Origin of the sequence: Williamsia sp. 1138, assembly GCF_002095435.2 — a bacterium.
Classification (GTDB): domain Bacteria; phylum Actinomycetota; class Actinomycetes; order Mycobacteriales; family Mycobacteriaceae; genus Williamsia.
In genome coordinates, this window is the sequence record NZ_MJEJ02000022.1 from 30,573 (window position 1) to 54,071 (window position 23,499).

23 protein-coding genes and 1 pseudogene are annotated in these 23,499 nt (G+C 63.3%); 13 read left to right on the plus strand and 11 right to left on the minus strand.

The window, feature by feature from the left end; genetic code table 11:
• Positions 1-4: 4 nt before the first annotated feature.
• Together BH683_RS02500 and BH683_RS02505 are read right to left on the minus strand one after the other, a co-directional pair.
• On the minus strand, positions 5-655 hold the full coding sequence (locus BH683_RS02500) for a response regulator transcription factor (RefSeq protein ID WP_084834696.1): 651 nt from the start codon (positions 653-655) through the stop codon (positions 5-7).
• Between the two features lie 115 nt (positions 656-770).
• The gene (locus BH683_RS02505) at positions 771-1,202 is read right to left on the minus strand and encodes a hypothetical protein (protein ID WP_084834697.1); all 432 of its coding nucleotides are present in this window, start codon (positions 1,200-1,202) and stop codon (positions 771-773) included.
• A gap of 284 nt (positions 1,203-1,486) precedes the next feature.
• Between BH683_RS02505 and BH683_RS02510 the strand changes: the two genes are divergently transcribed.
• From BH683_RS02510 to BH683_RS02540, 7 genes and pseudogenes are all read left to right on the plus strand, one after another.
• Positions 1,487-1,870: a PLDc N-terminal domain-containing protein gene (locus BH683_RS02510; RefSeq protein ID WP_084834698.1), complete on the plus strand. Its 384-nt coding sequence runs from the start codon at positions 1,487-1,489 to the stop codon at positions 1,868-1,870.
• 102 nt (positions 1,871-1,972) lie between these two features.
• Complete coding sequence (locus BH683_RS02515; RefSeq protein ID WP_084834699.1) at positions 1,973-2,413, plus strand: hypothetical protein; 441 nt, start codon at positions 1,973-1,975, stop codon at positions 2,411-2,413.
• 69 nt (positions 2,414-2,482) lie between these two features.
• Positions 2,483-2,761: pseudogene (locus tag BH683_RS02520) on the plus strand (polyphosphate kinase 2); the annotation flags it as partial.
• Between the two features lie 61 nt (positions 2,762-2,822).
• The gene (locus BH683_RS02525; RefSeq protein WP_084834718.1) at positions 2,823-4,541 is read left to right on the plus strand and encodes a SulP family inorganic anion transporter; all 1,719 of its coding nucleotides are present in this window, start codon (positions 2,823-2,825) and stop codon (positions 4,539-4,541) included.
• Positions 4,538-5,884, plus strand: a complete 1,347-nt coding sequence (locus BH683_RS02530) for a diacylglycerol kinase family protein (protein WP_084834700.1) — start codon at positions 4,538-4,540, stop codon at positions 5,882-5,884. Before BH683_RS02525 ends, BH683_RS02530 begins: the two co-directional genes overlap by 4 nt.
• A complete protein-coding gene (locus BH683_RS28875) occupies positions 5,874-6,185 on the plus strand; it encodes a hypothetical protein (protein WP_084834701.1) in 312 nt (103 codons plus the stop codon). Before BH683_RS02530 ends, BH683_RS28875 begins: the two co-directional genes overlap by 11 nt.
• 64 nt (positions 6,186-6,249) lie before the next feature.
• Complete coding sequence (locus BH683_RS02540) at positions 6,250-7,812, plus strand: MFS transporter (protein ID WP_084834702.1); 1,563 nt, start codon at positions 6,250-6,252, stop codon at positions 7,810-7,812.
• Here the strand turns inward: BH683_RS02540 and BH683_RS02545 are convergent.
• The 4 genes from BH683_RS02545 to BH683_RS02560 form a co-directional block, all read right to left on the minus strand.
• On the minus strand, positions 7,807-8,034 hold the full coding sequence (locus BH683_RS02545) for a hypothetical protein (RefSeq protein ID WP_143695956.1): 228 nt from the start codon (positions 8,032-8,034) through the stop codon (positions 7,807-7,809). The two genes, BH683_RS02540 and BH683_RS02545, sit on opposite strands and share 6 nt — an antisense overlap.
• A 235-nt stretch (positions 8,035-8,269) precedes the next feature.
• Positions 8,270-8,818, minus strand: a complete 549-nt coding sequence (locus tag BH683_RS02550) for a molybdenum cofactor biosysynthesis protein (RefSeq protein WP_084834704.1) — start codon at positions 8,816-8,818, stop codon at positions 8,270-8,272.
• 88 nt (positions 8,819-8,906) lie between these two features.
• Positions 8,907-9,980, minus strand: a complete 1,074-nt coding sequence (locus BH683_RS02555) for a diacylglycerol kinase (protein ID WP_084834705.1) — start codon at positions 9,978-9,980, stop codon at positions 8,907-8,909.
• Positions 9,981-10,036: 56 nt separating this feature from the next.
• Positions 10,037-10,777: a glucose 1-dehydrogenase gene (locus BH683_RS02560; RefSeq protein ID WP_084834706.1), complete on the minus strand. Its 741-nt coding sequence runs from the start codon at positions 10,775-10,777 to the stop codon at positions 10,037-10,039.
• Between the two features lie 179 nt (positions 10,778-10,956).
• On the opposite strand from BH683_RS02560, the gene BH683_RS02565 reads away from it, so the two are divergent.
• Entirely contained in the window at positions 10,957-11,853 is an 897-nt protein-coding gene (locus BH683_RS02565) for an HAD family hydrolase (RefSeq protein ID WP_084834707.1), read from the plus strand.
• 84 nt (positions 11,854-11,937) lie between these two features.
• Here BH683_RS02565 and BH683_RS02570 read toward each other — a convergent pair whose 3' ends face one another.
• From BH683_RS02570 to BH683_RS02580, 3 genes are all read right to left on the minus strand, one after another.
• A complete protein-coding gene (locus BH683_RS02570; RefSeq protein WP_084834708.1) occupies positions 11,938-13,302 on the minus strand; it encodes a diacylglycerol kinase family protein in 1,365 nt (454 codons plus the stop codon).
• Between the two features lie 26 nt (positions 13,303-13,328).
• A complete protein-coding gene (locus BH683_RS02575; protein ID WP_084834719.1) occupies positions 13,329-13,649 on the minus strand; it encodes an amphi-Trp domain-containing protein in 321 nt (106 codons plus the stop codon).
• Positions 13,650-13,879: 230 nt separating this feature from the next.
• A complete protein-coding gene (locus tag BH683_RS02580; protein WP_143695957.1) occupies positions 13,880-14,323 on the minus strand; it encodes a DUF6325 family protein in 444 nt (147 codons plus the stop codon).
• 295 nt (positions 14,324-14,618) lie between these two features.
• Between BH683_RS02580 and BH683_RS02585 the strand changes: the two genes are divergently transcribed.
• The gene (locus BH683_RS02585) at positions 14,619-17,186 is read left to right on the plus strand and encodes a LuxR C-terminal-related transcriptional regulator (protein WP_246833156.1); all 2,568 of its coding nucleotides are present in this window, start codon (positions 14,619-14,621) and stop codon (positions 17,184-17,186) included.
• 7 nt (positions 17,187-17,193) lie between these two features.
• On the opposite strand, the gene BH683_RS02590 is transcribed toward BH683_RS02585, so the two are convergent.
• Both BH683_RS02590 and BH683_RS02595 read right to left on the minus strand, forming a co-directional pair.
• The gene (locus BH683_RS02590) at positions 17,194-18,564 is read right to left on the minus strand and encodes a DUF2252 domain-containing protein (protein WP_246833157.1); all 1,371 of its coding nucleotides are present in this window, start codon (positions 18,562-18,564) and stop codon (positions 17,194-17,196) included.
• 129 nt (positions 18,565-18,693) lie between these two features.
• Positions 18,694-19,593, minus strand: a complete 900-nt coding sequence (locus BH683_RS02595; RefSeq protein ID WP_084834712.1) for a helix-turn-helix transcriptional regulator — start codon at positions 19,591-19,593, stop codon at positions 18,694-18,696.
• Positions 19,594-19,693: 100 nt separating this feature from the next.
• Here BH683_RS02595 and BH683_RS02600 point away from each other — a divergent pair, with 100 nt between their 5' ends.
• The 4 genes from BH683_RS02600 to BH683_RS02615 all read left to right on the plus strand — a co-directional run.
• Positions 19,694-20,743 carry an alcohol dehydrogenase catalytic domain-containing protein gene (locus BH683_RS02600; protein WP_084834713.1) on the plus strand — a complete coding sequence of 350 codons (1,050 nt, stop codon included), beginning with the start codon at positions 19,694-19,696 and terminating at the stop codon, positions 20,741-20,743.
• A gap of 157 nt (positions 20,744-20,900) precedes the next feature.
• Positions 20,901-21,785: an aldo/keto reductase gene (locus BH683_RS02605; protein ID WP_084834714.1), complete on the plus strand. Its 885-nt coding sequence runs from the start codon at positions 20,901-20,903 to the stop codon at positions 21,783-21,785.
• Positions 21,786-21,787: 2 nt separating this feature from the next.
• The gene (locus BH683_RS02610) at positions 21,788-22,195 is read left to right on the plus strand and encodes a cupin domain-containing protein (RefSeq protein WP_084834715.1); all 408 of its coding nucleotides are present in this window, start codon (positions 21,788-21,790) and stop codon (positions 22,193-22,195) included.
• A gap of 256 nt (positions 22,196-22,451) precedes the next feature.
• Positions 22,452-23,499 (plus strand): DUF222 domain-containing protein (locus BH683_RS02615; protein WP_084834716.1); only part of this gene is annotated, 1,048 nt, incomplete at its 3' end.

The window sequence follows — 23,499 nt, forward strand, 5'->3', positions numbered from 1 at the left end:
TCCATCAACGTTCGCGACTCCTGCGGTCGGCCGCGAGCTGGGATGCGTAAATGCCGGCTTGCGTCCGACGCTCCATCCCCAGCTTTGCCAACAGCCGGGATACGTAATTCTTCACTGTCTTCTCGGCGAGGTGCATCCGTTCCGCAATCTGCCGGTTGGTCAATCCCTCGCCGAGCAACGTAAGCAACTTGCGCTCTTGTTCAGTGAGCCCGTCGAGCCGGCCGGCAGCATTCTGACCGGTTCGGACACGATCCATCAAGGCGGCAGCTGCGCGATTGTCCAACAGCGACTTTCCTGCACCCACGTCGCGAATTGCCTTGGTCAAATCCATTCCCGTGATGTCCTTGATCACGTATCCGCTGGCGCCGGCCGTGATCGCATCAATCATCGCCTGGTCGTCGGTGTACGAGGTGAGCATCAGGCACCGAAGACCATGTACCTTGAGCAACAGCTCTCTACACAGGTCGATGCCGCTTCCGTCAGGCATCCGGACATCGAGGACGGCAACATCCGGCTTCAACGCCGGAATGCGTACCCGCGCCTGCGCGCACGTGCCGACGTCGCCCACAACGGACAGTTCCGTGTCGGCATTGATCAGCTCGATGAGCCCCCGACGAACAACTTCGTGATCATCGGCCAAGAATACTGAGATGATGGCAGGCTCCTAGTGAGTGCGAGCGTCTGCTGACCCGGCAAGTGTAATTCGAGGGCCCAGAACTGGTGGATTCGGCAACTCGACGAGGCACCGCAACGCGTCCGCGCTGCGTGCGTTAGTGCTGAAAAGCGAACATCGTGGAATCACTGAAGTCTATACTTTCTTTGCGATATGTCGGCGGCATTGCCCGATAGCGCTCCACGGCCACGAGCGCCCAGTCCAGAAGTTCGAAGAACATCGTGCGGCAGGCCACTTGTATCGCGCGATCGACCTGTTTGAGATCCGTGGAATCGGCGGGCGCAAGGCCGCCTCGATTGAGGAGCCCAACGAGTTCGGAGTTGGAGATCTGATCGAATCGCGTCCACAGCCAGGTGGCTGCAACGCGAAGAGACCCTGAGTCTTGCGGACCGCCATTGGTCAGCGCCTCCTCGAGCATGGGTACCACGACGACCGCGGGCGAGCACCGCGGAAGTGCGCTGGAAATCGCGTGATCGGCACATGCACGGGGTCCTGTGCCCGAGGCCCCCTCGACCGATTCGAGATCCATGTTTATCCCTCCTGGAACAGGCGACGGGCATCGAGAATCTCATGATCATGGGCACGGGCCACTGTGACTAGAGTCGAGTGTCATCGACTTGACCATCGTCTGAATGCCGTTCTGCGACTCCAATGTGCGGTCGGAGCGAAGGCCATCCGTCCCCTTGTCTGTGTGACTTTGTGCCCTGGTACATCGAGGCGAACGAATGGTCTACTGAAAGAGCCCGTCGGTAAACATCACACTCCACCGTAATCCTCAGCGAGTACGGCGACATAGAAGCGGAGATCTGGCATATGTGGGATTCTTTTTGGGACTTCATGTGGTACACCATCGTCATCTTTGCGTTCGTCGCCTATTTGCTTATCTTGTTTCATGTCATCGGCGATCTATTTCGTGACAAGGCGACTTCAGGCTGGGCGAAGGCTGCATGGATACTTTTCCTGGTATTCATCCCGTATATCGCCCTGTTCGTCTACCTGATCGCTCGGCGGAGCGGCATGGCCGAACGGTCCGTGGCTGCGCACGAGGCAGCCCGAGAGCAGGCGGACGAGTACATCAGAAAGACTGCCGGAAGATCGGCCGCGGACCAGATATCCACTGCCAAAGGGCTACTCGACGACGGCGTCATCGATCGGGTCGAATTCGAGCAACTGAAGAGTGCGGCAATAAGCGCATAGCTGGAGACCGGGCCGGGCAGTCGAAACAAGTTCAGAAGCGCAGAGCGTGACCGATGACGCGATGAGGCGTCGACAATGATGGACCCCACCGATGGAGGAAAAATGACTTCGACCGAGCGAACAACCGCCGATGGTTATGGTCGCCACCCGGTGAGGCAAGGATTTGCCACCGGAACGAACTTCGCAGCCGCCACCCTGCTACTCGTGGTGTCGGTTTTGGGAGTTTTCCAGGGCATCTCGGCTCTGGCGAACGATGAGATATTTGTTGCCGGCATCGACTATGTGTACAAGTTCGACCTGACCACCTGGGGCTGGATCGTGCTGATACTCGGCCTTGTCGGGGCGGCGGTCGCGTGTGGGATGTACACAGGGGCGGTGTGGGCCCGAGTGGGTGCGGTCGTCATCGCTGCTGTATCCATCGTTGCCAACTTTCTCTGGTTGCCCTACTACCCGATCTGGTCATTGGTGTTGATTGCACTGGACGCGGTGATCATCTGGGCCGTCACCACGTGGGACCGCGACCGCGTAGACGGCGGCGTATGAACGTCGGCTGACGTCGGGATTGTCGCGGTGAGCAAGAAAAAGAGGCGGAAGTCGTCGTCGGCGCTCGCCATGCCGAACGTCGATGCTGCTGACGCTCCCCGCTCGATGAAAAACAAGGATTACCGTCACCTGATCCGACCGCTGCGCGGCGAGCTCGTGCAACTTCAGGAATGGGTGAAGTCGACCGGATCGCGGGTGTGCATCGTGTTCGAGTGCCGTGACACAGCAGTAACAGGCGGTGTCATAGCAGCCATGACCGTGCGGGTGAGCCCGCGCGTGTTCCGGGTGGTGGCGCTGACGGCGCCGACCGGACGCGAGAAGTTGCTGGTGTACATCCAGCGATATCTGTCGCCTGTACTGACCGTCGCCGCAGCGTTCAACCCCCGTGACGTTCGCTGAGAACCGCGTCATGTCGTGGATGGCCGGTCTGGCGCAGCTTCCGGGAATCGTGACCGCGCGTGGATACCGTCGCGGGTGGTTGCGAGCTGACGTGACTTCCGGGCTCGTGCTCACCGCGCTGCTCATACCGGCGGGGATGGGGTACGCCGAGGCAGCGGGACTGCCCGCTTACGCAGGCCTGTACGCAACGATCGTGCCTCTGACGGTGTACGCGCTGGTCGGTCCCTCGAAAATCCTGGTGCTCGGTCCCGACTCATCCCTGGCCCCGCTCATCGCAGCTGCGATAGTTCCCCTCACCGTCACCGACGACCCCGAGGAAGCGTTGGCCCTGGCCGGCATTCTTGGAGTCCTGGTCGGTGTGATCCTTCTGCTCGGTGGGTACCTCCGACTCGGTTTTGTGACCGAACTACTGTCGAAGCCCATCAGGCTCGGTTACCTGAACGCCATCGCGCTCGTCGTCATCGTCGGGCAACTGCCGAAACTACTCGGATTCGACGTCGAAGGAACTGGCGTCCTGACCGAGATTCGGGAGATTGTTCGAGCAGTGTTCACGGGCGGCATCGATCCCGTTGCTGCCGCCGTCGGAGTCTGCTCACTGACGGTAATTCTTGCGTTCCGGGTGTGGCTTCCTGTCGTACCGGGCGTCCTGGTCGCCGTTGTCGGGGCGATCGTCGTGTCCGCGATCCTCGGTCTGCAAGATGAGATCGAGATGGTCGGCGCTCTACCGGAGGGCCTGCCACTCCCTTCATTTGACGGGGTCACCTGGGGCGACGTCGGTCGTCTGGTCGGGCCTGCGGCCGGCATCGCTTTGATTGCATTCGCGGACACGGGTGTGTTGTCGCGTACGTTCGCAGCGCGACGAGGTGAAGACGTGAACGGCAGCACCGAGATGAAAGCGGTAGGTGCAGCCAACATCGCCGGAGGATTCCTGGGCGGATTTCCGGTGTCGGCCAGCGGTTCTCGAACACCTGTGGCCGAACAGAGCGGCGCCAAAACCCAATTTGCTTGTTTGATCGGCGCGGCCGCGGTACTGATCTTCATCCTGGTTGCGCCCGGCGTCACCTCCTATCTTCCCGATGCGGCCCTCGGGGCAGTGGTCATCGTGGCAGCCACCGCCTTGATCGATGTTGGCGGCATGGTGCGTCTGTGGCGGATGAGCTCGGTCGAATTCAGCCTCGCCGCCGCGGCTTTTCTCGGCGTGGCACTTGTCGGGGTACTACAGGGAATCCTGGTTGCGATCGGCCTTTCTTTCGTGGCTGTGGTGGCGCGAGCCTGGCAGCCATATCGCACCGAACTGGTACAGACGGAGGGGCGTCCGGGCTTCCACGATGTACAACGTCATCCTGACGGGCGGCGTATCCCTGGGCTGATCCTGGTGCGGTTCGATGCTCCGCTCTTCTTTGCGAACGGTGAGATCTTCGATCAGTACGTACGCACACTCGTAACGCAGGCGGCGGAACCTGTCGAGTGGGTGGTCATTGCGGCAGAACCGATCACAGGCCTGGACACCACGGCCGTCGACGAACTGGTCGACCTCGATACGTACCTGGAGACGAAAGACATCCGACTGGTGTTCGCAGAGATGAAGGGCCCCATCAAAGATCGACTCATCCGGTACGGACTGAGCGACAGGTTCGACGCAACGCACTTCTACCCGACGCTCGACTACGCCGTAGAGGCCTACGCCGATAGAACAGGCCGCGCAACCGACTCGGCGGACCGACCATGACCGATCGGCGGCACGAAGCGGTCAGGTCCGAAGGTGCTGGCAGCCGATGGTGGGCCCGAGCAGCGTTCCTGTTCGCATTCTCGACCGCTGCAGTGCCGCTGCTGTGGGCAGGGCTCACGAGCACGGTAGGTGTCCTGCTGGTCAGCGTCGGTGCAGTTGTGATCACGACGGCAGCGTTGTATCGGGTCCTCGCCAGCCGAGGCGTACTGCGGTGGATCTCATTTGCCATCGTGCTGATCGCCCCTCTCTCCATGCTGATCGTCTTCATCCAGGCCGACTTGTTGGCAGCGGTGATGTCCGTGTGCGGACTGGCTTTGCTGACCGTGTTCTGTGCCCGTGCTGCCCTGCATCGACCGCTGCCGGACAGGACGATCAGGGCACCTGCGGTCAAGGCCGAGAGACCCTTCGTCCTCATGAACCCTCGTTCGGGAGGCGGGAAGGTGGCGAAGTTCGATCTCCGGCGGAAGGCCGAGGATCTCGGTGCCGAGGTTGTGCTGCTGGAAGGTCCGGCCACGGTGGACGTCACCGCATTGGCGCGGGACGCGGTCGAACGGGGCGCCGACCTGCTCGGAGTGGCCGGCGGCGATGGCACGCAGGCCCTCGTGGCCTCGGTGGCCGCCGAGCGCGGAGTGCCGTTCGTGGTGATCAGCGCAGGAACTCGCAACCATTTCGCGATGGACCTGGGACTCGATCGCACCGACCCGAGCCTTTGCCTCGATGCGTTGCGCGATGGCGTGGACGTGCCTGTTGACCTGGGCCGGATCAACGGCAGGCCGTTCGTGAACAATGCGTCGTTCGGTGTCTACGCGGAGATCGTACGCAGTCCTGCGTACAGAGAGGACAAGGCGGGGACCGTACTCTCCGCCATTCCAGACCTACTCGCAGAACACGCCGGCTCGCGGTTGACCGCTCGATTCGGTGGTGTGCAGGTGACCGGGCCGCAAGCAGTCCTGGTCAGCAACAACCCCTACGGCACAGGAGATCTGGCGGGCCTGAGCCGGCGAGTGCGGCTCGACCTCGGCATCCTCGGAGTGGTGACACTGTCGGTTGCCAACACTCGACAGGCAGTGGGGTTGCTGCGCCGCGCAAAGGTTCGAGGTTTGACCCAACACACCACTGCCGAGGTCGTCATCGAGGCCGATACCGTCGAAGTTCCCGTGGGTGTGGATGGAGAGACGTTGATGCTGACCTCTCCGGTGCGATGCACGATCGAGCCGGGGGTCCTTCGGGTCAGGCTGCCGCGTGACCTGCCCACGCCCCGCCCTGCCGAGCCGCCGATCGACTGGGTACGTCTGAGCCAACTGGCTCGGCGCCGCGGAAAGGATGCGACGCATGGCCCATGAGCTTGACGCTGAGCGTCAGAGCATCGCGAACGTCGTTGCGCGCCTGGTCTCTTGCCATCCTGGAATCACGATGGCGGACATGGACTGCCTCGTCCAATCCATCTACGAGCGTTTCGTCGACGCGCGGGTGCGTGACTTCATACCACTGTTGGTAGAACGCCGTGCGCGAGAGGAATTGACGAGGGGTAACAGCAGTCCGGACCCGATGCGAGCTGTTGAATTGTTCAGAAGGGTTGATCTACCAATGGTGGAGCGCCTGAACCCATCCGGTGTGGACAGCGCCGCATATCGGACTGCGTGAACGCTGATGCCCCTTGCGGTATGGCATTTCAATCAGGCGACCTACTCTCAGGGTGGGTGGCCGCATGAATGACCGTTCATCCGCCGAGGATTTCGGGCAGCTGACGAACTCGGATCGTGTACTCGCGTTGCTCCTCGCGATGGCGATGTTCGTCTTGGTTGTAGACACCTCGCTGATGAATGTCTCCATATCGTCGGTGGTTCGCGACCTCGAAACCACGGTCAGCGGAGTTCAGGCAGCTATCGCCCTGGAGGCGCTGGTGTCCGCGGCATTCATTCTGATCGGCGGCAAGGTCGGTGATCTCATCGGACGAAAAAGGGCCTATGTGCTCGGGTTGCTCGGGTACGCGGTCGGGGCCTCGGCCATGGCGTTCGCGCAGAGTCTGACTGCAATCATCGTCTTCTGGGCCGTTCTCGGCGGAATCGGCGCCTCACTTCTGTTGCCCGCGATGCAATCGCTCATCCACGGCAATTTCCATGGTGCCGCTCAGAAGAAGGTCTATGCGCTGGTCGGCGCGGCCGCTGCCATAGCTGCTGCCATCGGCCCCCTACTCGGAGGCTTCATCACGACATTCCTCTCCTGGAGAGTCGGTTTCGTACTCGAAGTGGCCATCATCGCGATCGTGCTGTGCGGCATCAGACTGGTCAAGGACGTGCCGTACACCGGGCCCAGAGGCATCGATCTGGTCGGCGCAGCGCTGTCGGTTGTCGGCATGGGAACAATCGTGCTGGGCGTTCTGGTGTGGCAGGAAGGAGGCGAGGCGGTCGGCCTCCTACTGGTGGTCGGCGCGCTGTCGCTGGTGGGGTTGGCATATTGGCTCATCAGGCGCACCCGTGAGGGAAAGTCGACGCTGCTGGACCCGGCCCTGTTCCGTTCAGCGATGTATCGCTTGGGCATTTCGGGACAGATGCTCCAGCAGATCGCGCTCGGTGGGACGATGATCGTGCTGCCCATCTACTTGCAGATGGTGCTCGAATACAACGCGATGCAGGCCGGCCTGTCGCTGGCGCCGCTGTCGCTGAGCATGTTTGCCGTAGCGCTGGTGGCAGGTAAGAAGGCCGGTGGTCGGCGGCCGAGCAGCATCATCCGGTGGGGTTTTGTGCTCCTGACCATCGGAACCGTCGCACTGATTCCCATCGTGCCACGCGCGGAGTTCGGTTGGGGGCTCGTCATCCCCCTGGTGATCATGGGATCTGCTCTCGGGCTGCTGGTGTCGCAGCTCAACAACTACACTTTGGCGCCGATTGCCGAAGATCGGATCAGTGAGGCTGCGGGTGTGAACTCGGCCGCGGGATCGTTTGGATTGTCCTTCGGACTGGCGTTCGCCGGGGCGGTCATGTTGGCGGCGATGACCATCGCCTTCACAACGATGTCCGACTCCAGCGAGGTGCTTGCGCCGTCGGAGCAACAACAGGTCGCACAGGTGCTCGAAGACGACGCCGAGCTCATGAGCAACACCCAACTGAAACAACTACTTACCGAACAGCCGGTGGAGACCGCCGACGAGGTCATCCGAATCAACACGGATGCGCGGCCACTGGCTCTTCAAATAGCCTTGCTCATACCGCTTTCTGCTGGCGTCATCGGTCTGATCATCTCGACGCGAATGACCCGAATCGAGTCATGAGGCGTCCTGAGCGATGATCGGAACCGGCTGGGGCGACAGGACAAACGCTTCGGGGAATTCGGAAATGAGGGCATCCATTAGTCTATGGATTTCGTCGAGCTCGCGTTGCTTCAGGAATACGACAGCAGGTGCATTCGGATGATGCGTTTCGAGTTCGAGGATGCAGACCCATCTTCTCAATTCTCCGAAAAGATAGCGAGCCTGCTCCACCTCGGCCGCCACGTAAATCACGGTAGTCATGTCGCCCGGCCTTTCGTCGACGAAAGGGACTCGCTGACACCAGTGTGCACCGAATCGTGTGTCCGTATCACATTTTTGGTGGATAAAAAGTAGAGAAATAATGGGTATTGCGGCATCTACATTACTTGCATCGACCGGACCCAGTTCGTCACTGAAGCAGGCGCGAGTGAACACAAGATCGTTGTCTCGTCGCAGATGTCGACGGCTCTGCGTTTCCTCAGATCGGCTGGGCCCGTCGGACCTGCTCTGCCACCCGCGCCGGGTCGAGTTGCACATCGCAGGAGATGACTGCCGGCCCGACGCGCAGGACCCCGGACGTCAACGGTTGCGTACGGAGTCCGCCGCGTCCGATCAGTGCTTTGCGGGTGCCTTCGCCTGCCATCGTGTCCATCCACACGCAGGGGTGGGCAGGACGCCCGCCGCGAAACCGGACCGGTCCGTCACCGGTGTCGATCTCGAACTCTTCGCCTCGCAGCGGGTCGAGTTCCAGTCCACGGACCATGACGTTGCGGCGGGCCACCGCCGGATCGACGTCTCCTGCCGCGGTCTCCCAGGCCTCGAGGGCGAGAAAGGTGATCGCTGCCTCGGTGTGCGCCCTTACACCGAAGAAGCGGTCGCCCCGGATGCCTTTGTTTGCGGTGATCTCGATGAAATCGGGTGTCTGCGTCGCCACGTCGGCGGCCGGTCCGTCCTTGGCCCGGCCGAAGTAGGCGTGGGCAGGGGACACCAGCAGGGAGACGATCTCGAAGCGGTACTCGCGTTCCATGGGTCCACGGTGGCACGGCGTCGGTCTCGGGCCAAAACAAGGTTCGTGCGCCTGAGGCGATCGGACGATGGCGGGCCCCGCGGCCGGGTCAGCCGACGTAGAGGCCTTTGCCGGTGACGAGGGGCAGATCCAGGGTGGTGCGGATCCCCGGTGGTGCAGCGATGACCGCCGGGATGGCGTTGACGATGCGGCCGGCGGCGGCCACGATCGCGGCGTGGTTGTGGTCGCCCTTGACGCTGGTTGGGCAGATGTCGACGGCGTAGTTGGGTTCACCCACGATCTCGACCCGGTACGAACCGCCCTCCTGGGCGGGCCGCGCCCAATCCGGTCGCAGATCGTCGCGCAGCCGGGTGACGTGCTCGACGACGATCGCGGAGTGCCCCTTGACCTTTCCGTGGATCTCGAAGCGCATGGCAGCAACGGTTCCCTTCTCGATCCGTCCGACTGCGACATCGAACGCCTCGGGGGCGGGTTCCAATTCGAAGTTCTCGGTGATCTCGTCGACCTCGATACCGAGGCCGGCCGCGAGTTGCCGAATCGTGGTGCCCCAAGTGAATCCGAGGATGCCGGGCTGAAAGAGAATCGGTAGTTCGTCCAAGGGTTTTCCGAACCCCATGACGTCGAACATGACGACCGCGCCGTCGTAGGTGGCGTAGTCGGCGATCTCCATGACGCGGATCTGCTCGACGCGTTGACACGTGCCCGCCAGGGCGAGGGGGATCAGGTCGTTGGCGAATCCGGGGTCGACGCCGGTGATGAAGATGCTCGCGTCGCCTGTGGCGGCAGAAGCCTGGACCCGGTCGATGTTCTTGTCTGGCAACAGTTGCCACGGGTATTGCAGGATCACCGGTGCCGATCCGACCACATCGACTTCGGCTTCCAGAATCTTCTGACAATCCCTGAGCGCATCGCCGGTGCGGATGTCGCCCATCGCGCAGTACACAACGCACTCGGGTTTGGTTGCCAGTACCGCGTCGATGTCGCCCACTGCGGTGATGCCGGTGACGGCGTCTACGCCGGCCAATTCGCCGGCATCCTTGCCTACCTTGGTGTCCGTGGAGACGCCCACCGCGGTCAGTTCGTAATCTGCGCTCTCGATCAGTTGGGTCAGCGCCAGGCGGCCGACGTTGCCGGTGCCGATGAGGGCGACGCGAATCGCCATGGGGATCTCCTCAGAAGTGTTGATGCACTGGTCTGTCGGGCTCTGGAATCAGAAGTTCACATGGACTTGTGGGGAACGTCGGTGACCAGTCCGCCGTCGACGACGAACTCGGTGCCCGTCGCGTACGACGATTCATCGCTTGCCAGGAAGAGTACGAATGTGGACACCTCGCTGGACTGTCCCGGTCGACCGAGCGGAATCGTCACGAGGTCGTCGGGGAACTTCTCGGTCATCGGTGTGCGGATCAGACCGGGGTGCAACGAGTTGACGCGGATGTTGTGTGGCGCCAGTTCCAGCGCGACCGATTTCGCGAGACCGCGCACGGCCCACTTGGTCGCGACGTATCCGTGCGCCCAGGGAGCCCCGCGAAGGCCCTCGATGGACGAGACGTTGATGATCGAACCGCCACCGGCCGCGATCATCGGATCGGTCGACGCCTGGATGCCGAAGAACGTGCCGGTGAGGTTGACGTCGATGATTTTCTGCCACTTGTCGTGCTTGAACTGCTGGATCGAACTGCCGTTGGCAATACCGGCGTTGTTGACGAGGACGTTCAGAGCCCCGAAGTCGTTGACGGCGGTGGCGACTGCGGCCTCCCACTGATCGAACTGCGCTACGTCCAGGTGGACATAACGAGCGGCGTCGCCGAGTTCGTCGGCCAGAGCCTGGCCTTTCTCGTCGAGGATGTCTCCGATCACGACCTTGGCGCCTTCGGCGACCAGGAGTCGGGCGTGCGATGCGCCCATTCCCTGTGCGCCACCGCTGATGATTGCCACTTTTCCGTCCACGCGTCCCATGGCAGGCACGCTACCTCGACCATCAGACATGTGTCCAGACTCAAGTTTTGTTTGGTGTCCAAGTCGGCCCGTCGTCGACTCCGATTGCTCCGATTCGCCGCGCGGCAACGACCTCCGCGATCTACCGTTGACGACAATCACCTGAGGTATTTCGCATCGAAGCCGTTTTGGGGGGGAATGTGTCTGGCACTGTGTTGCCGAGCTGGAACGACGGAGTGGCCAGGAAGGCCGTCGTCGACTTCGTGACCTCGGCAGTCACCCCCGGTGGAGGCTTCGTGGAGATCGCGGACCGGATCGCGGCGTTCGACAACGACGGCACCCTGTGGTCGGAGCAGCCGCTGCCGCCCCAGTTCGACTTCGTGTTTCGCAAGTGGGGAGACGAGGTCGCAGCAGACCACGCTCTGGCTGCCGTTCAGCCGTACAAGGCCTTGGTCGAGAAGGACAACGCCTTCTTCGCTCGGGTGGGAGCGCAGGACCCCGAGGTGATCGAGACGTTACTGGCCGCGTTCGCGCGGTCGTGGGCAGGAACCACCCCAGCCGAGTTCGAGGCTCAGGTCCGGGAGTGGCTGGAGGCGGTCAAGCAACCGAAGTTCGATGTTCCCTACGTCGAACTTGTGTACGCACCCATGCTCGAACTCATCAAATATCTGAAGGACAACGACTTTCGAGTCTTTGTCTGCTCCGGCGGTGGGCGCGATTTCATGCGGGTCTTCGCGGAGGAGACGTGGGGTATCTACAAGGAGAACGTGATCGGGACGGCCGCCGACTACTCCTATTCGAATGGATCCATGGTTCGCGCTGCCCGGGGCCTCGGCGGACTCGACATCGGTCCGGGAAAGCCGGAGCACATCTTCGCCACGACGGGGCGGCTGCCGGTGTTCGCCGGCGGGAACGCCGACGTCGACATCGAGATGCTCGAGACAGCGACCTTTGCGTTGTTGGTGGACCACGACGATGACGAGCGCGAGTTCGCATACACATCGAACGCCGAGAAATCGGTCGAACGTGCCAAGGAGCTCGGCTGGACGATCGTCAGCGTGAAGGACGACTGGAAGACCGTCTTTCCTTCGAAGTAGGCGGCGCTTTCTCTCGCGGCGGACACTGCCAACGGTCCTCGTGCAGACATCGACTCGGCTTGCGCGACAGTGAGACGGCTGTCATTATCTCCGGCGCCCAAAGGGTTTGACGCGGCTGAAGATCGGCTGCGCGTGCACACTGAGATCGAGAAGTCGAACCCAGTCCACTCGCGTCGGCGGCCGGTGAATTCCAGGTCGCTCGCGAGGAACCAGGACCCGTAGTGCGCCCGGTCTGATGGTGCATCGCACCGGGGTGGGGAACACGAGCGCTTCGCCGTCGACACCGACCGGGATCTCCTGCGCATCGGCCTCGATCACGACGGCGTCGACGGTGTCCTGGGTCAGCCCTCGTTGTCGTGTGCGGCGGAGTAGACCGAGGGCGTCTTTGGCGCTGTCGACCGAGATGGTGACCATTCCGAGGACGCCGCGGTCGATCCGCGGCCGACGTCCGAGTCCCGCGAGATCATGGGTCTCGTAAGGCCCGTTGCTGATCAGCACTGCCTGAGGATTGTCGATCGTCATATTTCCCGCTCGGACCCGCAACCCGGCGCCGCGGTGGTTGCCGATCAGGTCGGGCAGCATCCGCAGCATCGTGCCCCGTTTGTCATCGCGGTACTCAGGGCTCTGCACCACCTCGGCGTACGCACCGAATGACGCATTGTTCACGAATGTTCGGCCCCCGATCTCGCCGAGGTCGACGCGGATCTCCGTCCCGTCGACCAGGGCGTCGAGACACCTGGCCGGGTCGTCGAGGTCGAGTCCGAGATCGGCGGCGAAGTGATTGCGCGTGCCGGCACTGATCACCAAGTACGAGAGGTCGTGTTCGGCAGCGATGCCCGCCACGAGTGCCTGCGTCCCGTCCCCGCCCGCAACACCGAGCAGATCGGCCCCACGCTCGACCGCGTCCCGGGTCAGGGCTGCGACGTCGACGAACCCGGGTCCGTCGAGAAGCGCGACCTCGGCTCCGAGGGCCTCGGCCTTTCTCCTCAGGTCGAACGTGCCGACCTTCCCCCCGCCCGAGCGGGGATTCATCACCAGGAACGCGTGCTCTGGACGTGAGGCTCCCCGCTCCGGCATCGCTGGGCCGGCGTTGTCCCGCCGAATAGCTGAGCGGGCGCAGATTCCGGCGATCACCAGCAATACGATCGAGGTCACCACCACCCACAGCAGACTCGCGCGAATGAGCAAGCCCAGAAACACAAGTGGGGCGATGACCAGTGCCGCCAGCGAGACCCAGCGCACGACTCCGCGGGAAGACAGGAACCAGAACAGGCCGACGACCGCGATCAGAATCGTGCCCACTGCAGCGAGCAGCAAGGTCAGCGTGTGCAGCCCTGCGAACACCACGAGGACTGCCGCTGTCGCCAGTACGGCAAGAAACGACGCCCGTGCCAACCAACGGGCGGCGGCGGGCGACGCGGGATCCGGGCTGCCACGATGGCTGTCCATCCGACGACGATGCCGGGGGCGGCGTACTACTTGGCGGCCGCTTTGCGTGGCCGAGCCCGCTTGGTCGCCTTGGCCGGTGCGGCCGCGGCCGGTTCGGGTGCTGCCTTGGCGGTCGTTGTAGCAGCATCGCGCCATTTGATCTCGATCTCGATCTCCGTCTCATCCCCGTCGACCTCGATCTCGAGCTCGAACTGGACTCGGTCGGCGACTTCGACCGTGATCGACTCACCGCCGGCGCCCAGGTCCACCTCGGAACCGCCGGCAAGGGCTTTACCGAGGGAGATGAGCCTTTCGGACACCTGCTTACGGGTCAGCTCTGTGGTCTTCTTGATCTCCAGCTTCGGCATGTCGGGCTCCTGGCTTCTCGTCGATGTACAGATCGGATTGGTGTGAATCATTTTCGGGCTCGCCGGCTTCGGGAGATCCGGGCCGACGATCGCGATCATGGTCAGTGGAGCTTCGCCGGCGACGAATACCCTCGGCGACAACAGCTGCGCCGTCCGCGGTCGAGCGCTGCCTGATGACAGGGTGCCCGATCACCGCACGTCTCGTGGCTCTTCCGTTGCGCATCGTCACGTCAGTCCGCCATGGGGTGGTCGGCTTCGAGTGTCGCGACGATCGCTCGGGAGGGGATGCGCCCCTGCGCGACAATCTGCGCCGAGACCTGACGTGCAGACGCCGAAAGCGAGGCGACTCCGATGTTCTCCCAGACGATCACCGCGGCGGTGGCGTCTGAGCGGATCGCCCTGGCCAGGTTGTCGATGTCGTCGGCCGCCAGGATCTCGGCGAGTGTCCCTGTGAGCGAACGTAACTCGGAGGCTTTTCCGAGGTCTTCGATTTCGGTCACCGCGATGTCGCCGGTGGCCGACTTCTCGACGATGAGCAGATCGAGCACCCGGATGATGCCGCGGTCGACCAGGTCGAGTAGTGATCGCGTCATGGCGGCGGGAACGTGGTGTTCTCCGTCCACGAACTCGACGATCACGTAGTCGACCGGACCCAAGTCGGAGTAGTCGATCAAACCGGACCTCCATGAGCAGACATGCACGTCGGTGTTGTGACCTGCGCACACGCCCGACGATGAGTGACGTCAGTTTCCCAATTGTTGTCGGGTTCTGTCGTCATCCGTAGGGAATGAGATGTGCGCGCGAATAAGACGACTTATCATCATGCACAGGTGTTCCACGGGCGGGGCCAGGAACAATACCGAAAGAGGTGGTCAAGACATGGCCGACCAGTACACTGCTGCATTTCGTCTACGGACGTCCCGATCGGATTCTCCACCAGGTTTCGTCGAGCGTCAGCGATTGAACTCGATGTTTAACCGTGGCGCGCGCAAAGCCGTCACCATCGTCTGCGCCGGACCCGGTTACGGTAAGACCCTCGCGGTCTCGGCCTGGGTCGGGCGCGGTGATCCTCCCGGGGCCGTTGCCTGGCTGACCGCGGACACCAGATATGACGTGCAGGGCCTGTGGGCGGACTTGTTGGATGCCTTGCGGATTTCCGGGGTTGTGCCGCAATCGAGTGTGCTCGCAACCTTGACCCCGGGAGTGCAGTTCGGCGAACCCGAACTGGACCGGATCGTCGAAGGGTTGATGCATCTACCGACGCCGATCGTCGTGGTGCTGGACGACTTCCACCACATCACCGATCCCGCCGCGCTGGACAGCATCAATCGCGTCGCCGAGTACCGCATTCCGCAATTGCGCCTGGTGTTGGTCTCCCGCACCGAGCCCGACCTGCGGCTGTCCAGACTCCGCCTCGTCGATGATGTCGCCGACATCGACGGCAACGACCTGACGTATACGGCTGCGGAAACCCGCGAGGTGTGCGCCCGGAGTGGGGTGACGCTCGGCGACGGCACACTCACTGAACTCCACAGTCGTACCCAGGGTTGGCCGGCCGGACTTCGCCTGGCGATGATCAGCGTCGACGAGGCTGCCGGAGCGGTCCCGGTCCTAGAGCACTTCAGCGGCAACAATCGAAGGGTCGCCGAATACCTGCTGGAGGAGATACTCGACCGGCTGTCTCCGAGCGACCGCTTGTTCCTTCTCGCCACCAGTGTTGTCGATCAGATGACCGCAGAATTGGCGCGAGCTCTGTCCGGTCGCGTGGACAGCAAACACGTACTCGAGGACCTGGTGGCACGTAACGCGCTGACGGTGCGACTGTCGGACCGCCCGCACTGGTTTCGTTATCACCCGCTACTCCGAGAGTTGTTGCAGGACAGACTCTCTGCGGAGAATCCGGACAGTGTCGCGGAATTGAACCGCCGGGCCGCGGACTGGTACTTCGGTAGGAACGAGCCGATCGATGCGTTGCGCCACTATGCGTACGCCCGTGATTGGGCAACTGTGGCAATGGTTCTCGGACAGGTCGCCCTTCCGCTGATCTTGACGCCGCAGGCCACCGCTCTGGTGTCGGCGTTGTCCACCGTGTACGACGACGTGGCCCGGTTGCCGACCGCCGAGACCTTGATCGTCGCGCTGGTGTGCGACTATCAGCGACACGACTTCGAGTCGATGCAACGAAATGCCGACGACGCTGCGTTGCTGCTGAGTGGGACAGACGATCCGTTGGCCGACGTGTACCGGATCATCATAGCCATCGCGCACACCGTTCATGCGAGGGCGACCTCGCCGTCACGGTTGGTGGCAACCGCGGATGGGTTGCTCGAACTACTCGATCGCGTTCCCCGGCGGGAGGTTCCGGCGTCCGCTGCCTACACCCTCGTCGCCATCAACAACCGCGCGACCGGACTCGTGCACGAAGGCCTCCTCGACCGGGCACAGATCAGTCTGTCTGCGGTGCGCACCCAGGGCGGGCATCTCGGTATAGGTTTGACGGTGCTCTCGGCCGCGTCCTATCTGTCGCTCGTCGAGTTCCTGCTGGGTGATCTCGATCAGGCCGAGATCGAGTCGACGGCTTCGCTGGCGACGGCGGAGACGCGGGGATGGGCGCGTGAGCCCCAGTTGCTTGCCGCCTACGCTGCCGCGGCACTGGTTTACCTCGAACGAGCTGATTTCGAGAAAGCCGAGCGGTATATCGACACGGGCCTGGCGGCCAGTACTACGGGGTCGGACATCGGGTGCAGGCTGCTCCTGCACGTGGCGGCAGTCGGCGTCGCCGTTGCCCGTCGGGAGCTGTCGCCGGCACGGACGGCACTGCATCGTCTCGACCTGTTGGCGGCATCGGTTGTCCTGCCCGCCTTGTTGGTTGCGTGGTCGCGCGCTTGCCGCGCGGAGGTGGCGATGGTTGCGGGGGAACCCCAGGTTGCGCTCGAGGTGATCGGCGACCCCGGCGATGGTGTGGACTACGCGTCGAGCCTGATGCGCATCACCCGCGCCAAAGCGCTTCTCGAACTCGCCAGGCCCGCCGCTGCTCTCGAGGAGCTTCGTCCGGCAGACCGGTTCGCCGGGTTCAAGACACTGGCCGCGGAGGGTGCGCTGCTGGAGGCGGCTGCGCATGGCCACCTTCGGCGCGACAACACGGCCGTCGAACGGGTCGGCGCCGCAGTGGCGTTGGCCGCGCCGGTCGGCTTGCGGCGACCGTTCCTGCTGGCGGACGCGCAGATACCGATTCAGCTGAACCGGTATATCCGCCTCAGCGGCGACCGCAGTTCATTCGTCACCGAACTCGCGGATACCTTCGGCGTCGTCACCGAACAGACGACGCCGCCCGCCACTGTCCTGCAAGACCTCACCGAACGCGAACTAGCAGTGCTGAAGTATTTGCCGACCATGCTGAAATCGTCCGAGATCGCCGCTGATCTGTTCGTGTCGGTCAACACCGTCAAGACTCACCAGCGCTCGATCTATCGAAAGCTGGGCGTGTCCAACCGCCGCGAGGCGGTCGAGTCGGCGCGCTATTGGGAGATGCTGTAGAACGAGCTCAGGGGATGTCGGGCCAGCCTTGTTCTGATGGGATATCGCCGTCGGCAACGGCTTTCGCCAACTGCGCATGGTCGGCGGCGTTCTGGTCGGCATAGGCGCTCGAGAAGTCGACGAGGGCGTCCTCCACCTTGTCGCTGTTCCCGAGATAGTCGGCGATCGCTGCAGAGTCACCACTTCGGGCATGCGCCCGTGCCAGCACATGTCCGCACGCAGCGGCGAACCGAGGTAGCACCGGAGCCACCCCTTCGCCTTTCGGGATCACCTTGCCGTCGCGGAATTGACGGACATAGAAGTCCAGATCCAGATCCAACTCCTGCCACTCGAACGACGTCCAGCCCACGAACATGTCGGTGGCGCTCTGGATGAGGTGCTGTCCGTGCACAACTCGGGCACCGTGGTTGTCGTATTTGCTCCTGCCGAGAAACTGTTCGTACACAGAGGGTCCGGCTTGTTTGACCTGCAGGAACAGGGGGTCGCCTGTACGACGTTCCTCGAGCAACGTCAGGAATACCCTCATGCCGACACTGCCCACGCCGACGACCTGGCGTACGGCGTCCACTGCGTCGTACCGGCTGAGGAGATTCTCCAGGTGGTCGGGTACCGACTCGTGGTACTTCGAGAGGACGACACGCAAGATCTGTTCGGCGGCATCGCCGAGTCGGTGGGTCCGGTACGGCGGATCCTCGGTGATCTGTCGCTTTCCCTCGACAGTGGTGAGCAGCTTTTTCGACACACCCCGACTGGTCCGCTTCTTGGCGCGGCTCTCGATGAGGGCGTCCAGCTTCTCTTCGTTTTCTTTCTTGGCGTACTTCACCAGTTGCTCGATGTCGATCTGGTCGTACCAGACGTCGATCTGCGGCATCTCCGCATACGTTCTCATGTGCTTGCGGTAGTTGCGGTAACCCGCCCGAACCGCATCCTGCGCGGCCGATTCCGAGATCCCGTTGTCGCGAGCGAGCACGACCAAGCTCGCGAGGAAACGTTTGAGGTCCCATTCGAACGGGCCGGGCAAGGTTTCGTCGAAGTCGCGAAGGTCGAAGATGAGGTTGCGCTCGGGCGACGTCCACATCCCGTAGTTCAGTACGTGTGCGTCGCCGCACATCTGCACCATGATGCCGGTGTGCGGGGTGGAAGCCAGATCGGCAGCCATCACCGCGGCGGCGCCGCGGTAATAGGTCCAGGGGGAGTGACTCATCCGACCGTGGCGGATGGGCAACAGGTCGGGGGCGCGGATGTCGCTCTGCGCGAGAATCGTCTGCAGTGCGTCGTGGCCACGTTTTTCTGGATTCCAACGTCCGAGCTCGCGGCGTGGGACCACTTTTCGTGACTGCCGACCCGGGTCCGGGTGTTCGGGCAACGGTGCGTCGATGAACTCTTGGTCCTGCGTCGGCCGCGCGTCGAGATCGGTCACCGGCACTCCTTTGTCGTGGTCCGCTCTAAGCATTCTCCTCGACGAGGTTCCGAGCTTCATCCGATCTGGGTGAACCGGGTGCGCTATTTACGCCTGGTCGTTCGAGGCGGTGCGCTCGGTGGGCAGGACGTCGTGGCTCGCCGCCCAGGACGCCAGCAGCTTGAGCGCATCGGCGGTGGGTGTCCCGGCGGCTGCGGTGTAGATGTTGAGCTTGAGGCCTGGCTCGGAAGGCAACTCCATGGCTTCGAAGTCGAGGTCGAGTTGTCCGACCGCCGGGTGGTGCAGCCTCTTCCGGCCGCTGCGGTGGAACCGCACGTCCTGCGATGCCCAGCGTTGGCGAAACGCCTCGCTCTGGGTGGACAGTTCGCCGACCAGTTCGATGAGTGCCTTGTCGTGTGGATTGAGGCCCGCCTCGAGACGGAGCATCGCGGCGGCGTCGCGAGCGATCTGGTCGTAGTCGACGAAGAAGGCCTCAGCTTCTTCGGGGTGTAGGTAGACGAAGCGGGTGGTGTTCGCCGGACGGCGCGGATCGGCCAGGACGGGGGAGTACAGCGCGCGGGCGAGGTCGTTCATCGCGATGATGTCGTGCCGGCCGTTGCGGATCCAGGCAGGGGCGTCGGTGATGGCGTCGAGGACCTGCTGGATCGCCGGGCGGACGGTGGACTGCGGTGCTCGCTTGCGCCGCCGCGCTCCGGTCTCGGACTGGCGGGCCAGGGTGAAGAGGTGATCGCGCTCGGCCTCGTCGAGTTTGAGCGCACCGGCGAGGGCGTCGAGCACGCTGTCGGACGCACCCGACAGGCTGCCTCGTTCCATTCGGATGTAGTAGTCGACGGAGACACCAGCCAGCATGGCGACCTCCTCCCGCCGCAGCCCCTTGACCCTGCGATTGCCGCCGTACGCAGGCAGACCCGATTCTTCGGGGGTGATGCGTGCCCGACGGGAGCTGAGGAACTCGCGGATCTCGGTGCGTAGGTCGGTCGTGCCCATGGACCCACGGTAGGCCGCAGAATCGGCTCGGGGGAGGCACTGGCAGTACCTGGACCGACAGTGACTCCCCAGCCGTCCGGATCGGACGTCAACTGGACGTATGCGAGCAACCTATATGTACGGCGCGGGCGATGTCCGCGTCATCGACGTCCCTGACCCATCCATCCAGCAGGCCACCGACGCAGTGGTCCGAGTGAACCGGGCCTGCGTGTGCGGCAGTGATCTACATCCGTACCACTCGATGCCGTCCGACCCGGCGGGCGCGCCGATGGGCCACGAGTTCATCGGAGTCGTCGAAGCGGTCGGCGCCGACGTCACCACCCTCAGCGTGGGCGACTTCGTGATTGCGCCGTTCGCGGTGTCGTGCGGCGTCTGCGAGTTCTGTCTGGCCGGCCTGCAGACCTCGTGCGTGCGCGGCGGGTTCTGGAGCGACGCTGCGCTCGGAACCGCCGGCGCTCAGGCCGAGGCGGTTCGAGTTCCACTGGCCGACGGCACGCTGGTCAAGGTCGACGGGGGTGAGGGCCTCGACGATGCCATGCATCTGTCGCTGCTCACCCTGTCCGACGTCTACGGCACCGGCTGGCACGCCGCCGTCCGAGGGGGTGTCACCGCAGGCAGTACCGTCACCGTGATCGGCGACGGCGCCGTAGGCCTGCTCGCGGTGCTCTCGGCGAAACAGCGTGGAGCCGAGCGGATCATCTTGATGGGACGGCACGCCGCCCGTACCGACCTCGGCAGGGACTTCGGTGCCACCGACGTCGTCGCCGAACGCGGCGAAGAAGGCATTGCCAAGGTTCGCGAACTCACCGGTGGACATGGCAGCCAGATCGTCCTCGAAGCTGTGGGTCATCGTCCGGCGTATGACCAGGCGCTCGGCGTCATCCGGCCCGGTGGCGTGATCAGCCGGGTCGGCGTCCCGCAGTACGACGACGCACCCGTCGGGTTCGGCAGCCTGTTCGGCCCGAACATCACCCTCACCGGCGGCCCCGCCCCCGTCCGTGCGTATATCGAGCAGCTGCTCCCGGCAGTGCTCGACGGAACCGTGAACCCCGGGCGGGTCTTCGACCGCACCGTCGACCTCGAGGACACCCCGAAGGGCTACGCCACCATGGACTCCCGCGAGACGCTCAAGGTCGCTGTCCGGCCATGAGCATCGGCCCCGCCAGCAGCATCATGCATGCGCTGGCATTGATCGTGATCCTCGGCGTGATAGTTCCAGCCGGAAGCAGCAGTTCGAAGGGGGTTCTGCCAGTACCCCGACCGTCAAGGACTCCCACGCGGCCGATGTCGCGCCTAGCGTGGAAGTCATGAGTATTCCGAATCTGACTTTGAACAACGGCGTCGAGATCCCGAGCCTGGGCTTCGGCGTCTTCCAGACCCCACCCGCCGAGACCGACGCCGCGGTGACGACCGCGCTGGAGACGGGCTATCGCCACATCGACACCGCTGCGGCGTACCTCAACGAGCGAGGTGTCGGCGACGCGATCGCGCGTTCCGGTGTCGACCGTTCCGACATCTTCATCGAGACGAAGATCTGGATCAACGACTTCGGCTACGACGCCACAGTGCACGCGTTCGACAAGGCTGCGGGCAAGCTCGGCGTCGAGCAAATCGACCTGTTGATCCTGCATCAGGCGTTACCCGGCGAGTTCGACCTCACCATCGCCGCATACAAGGCGCTCGAAACGCTGCTCGCAGAGGGCAAGGTCCGGGCCATCGGGGTCAGCAACTTCATGCCCGACCACCTCGATCGCCTACTGGAAGCGACTTCTGTTGTGCCGGCGATCAATCAGATCGAAGTTCATCCCTACTTCCGCCAGTCGGAGCTGCTCGAGGTCAACGAGAAGCACGGCATCCTGTCGCAGGCCTGGGCGCCGATCGGCGGCATCACGTTCTACCGGGATGGCAAACATGGCTCCACACTGGAAGATCCGGTCATCAAGGAGATCGCTGCGGCACACGGTAAGTCGCCCGCCCAGGCGATGCTGCGCTGGCATCTGCAGCAGGGCCGGCAGGTGATACCGAAGTCCGTCACCCCGTCGCGAATCGCGGAGAATTTCGACGTGTTCGACTTCGAACTCACCGCTGACCAGCTCGCTGCGATCGACGCGCTCGACACCGGTGTCCGTGGAGGACCTGAGCCCGAGGCAGTCACGCGTGAGAAGTTCGGCCTCGACATCCCGGAGGCGTGAGCATGCAGGTCGACCCCGTAGTACCGACAACCAAGAACCCGCCTGAGCAGTTCACCGGGGACGTGTGGCTGGACCCGATCGCCTTCCCCCGTGAAGAAGGCCAGCAGATGATCGTCGCGAAGGTGCGGTTCGCGCCGGGAGCGCGGACGGCCTGGCACTCGCACGCGCGAGGGCAGACTCTGCACGTGACCCAGGGTGTCGCATGGGTGCAGTCGCGTGGGGGAGTGAAGGTCGAGGCCTCCGCGGGCCAGACCATTTACTGCCCGCCTGGCGAAGAACATTGGCACGGTGCAACATCCGAGAACTTCATGGAGCATCTCGCGATGCTGGACAATGCCGACGACCCGGCGACCACCACCACATGGCTCGAGCACGTGACCGATGAGGAGTACCTCAGCAGTAGTCACTGACGGTCGCCGCGAGTGACTTTCTTCAAGACGCCCCACCTGTTCAGGTGGGGCGTCTTTTTGTGTGAAGGTTCTTTCTTTGACTACCGAAAGGTGATGGGAACCAGTGAGATTGGAGGTTGGAACCGCTTGCGAACATGTGTTCGAGTGCGGTAGGTTGTAGGTAGTCGGCCCAATGATGACGAATCTTGATACATGCCCTTCCGGGAAGATGCCGCCGACTGTCCCTGTTGATTGCTTGGGTGGAAGGTGTTGTCTTATGCGGGTTCTCGATGTGGTGTCGGCTGTGACTGAGCTGGTGGTCCCTGGTGATTGTGCGGAGCTGTTGGTGTTGGTGCGTGATCTGATCACGTTGCGTAATGCCACCGAGCATCAGGTGTCGGTGTGTGCTGCGGTTCTCGATGAGTTGGGGGTGGCGCGGCAGGCGGGGTCTACGACGTCGAAGTTGTTGGAAGCCAATGGTGCTGCGCCGGCGTCGGCGCAGCGGTGGGTGCGAATCGGTGCCGGTTTGGCGGGTTTGGATCGCACGGCCGGGTGGGCCCGTGATGGGTACCTGTCGTCCGAGCATGTTGATGCGGTGGTCAAGGGTCTAGCCGGTATCGAGGGGCGCTCGGACGAGCCGGTCACCGACGCCGAGCGTTACGAATTTGAGGGGGAGCTGCTGAACGGGGCGGTGTCGGGGGCGCCGCCGGCTGAGATCAGTAAGACTGCTCGAGGTCTGGGTAACGCACTGGCTGCAGATACCGGTGGGAAACCGCCCGCGGAGGACCCTTCCCTGAACAGTCTCGATTATGCGGTCGGTAGCGACGGGCGGTGCGTGGGGAAGTTCGATCTGGATGTGAAGATCGGGGAGAAGTTGTTTTCCGCCCTGGACTTCTGGTCGAAGCCGCGTCCGGAGCCGGATGGTTCTCCGGATGCGCGGACGCCGACGCAGGCGCGGGCCGATGCGTTGCATCAGTTGCTCGACTGTGGCGGTGGTGGGCAGGGGTTGATCTCGGCGCCGCGGACCGAGGTGAATGTGACGGTCCCGGCCGATCATCCTGATCAGGCGTCGTTGCGGTGGATGGGTCCGATCACCGAAGCCACCGCAGCAGCGTTGGCGTGTGATTCGACTTTCACCTTCATCACCCTCGATGGGCAGCAGGTGCCGATTGATCTGAGCCCACCCAAGCGTTTGTTCACCGGGCCGGTCCGTAAAGCCATCATCATCCGCGACGAGTGCTGCATCAAGTGCGGGGCACCGGCGACGTGGACTGATGCCCATCACATCAAGCACTACATCGACGGCGGGGAAACAACCCTGGCCA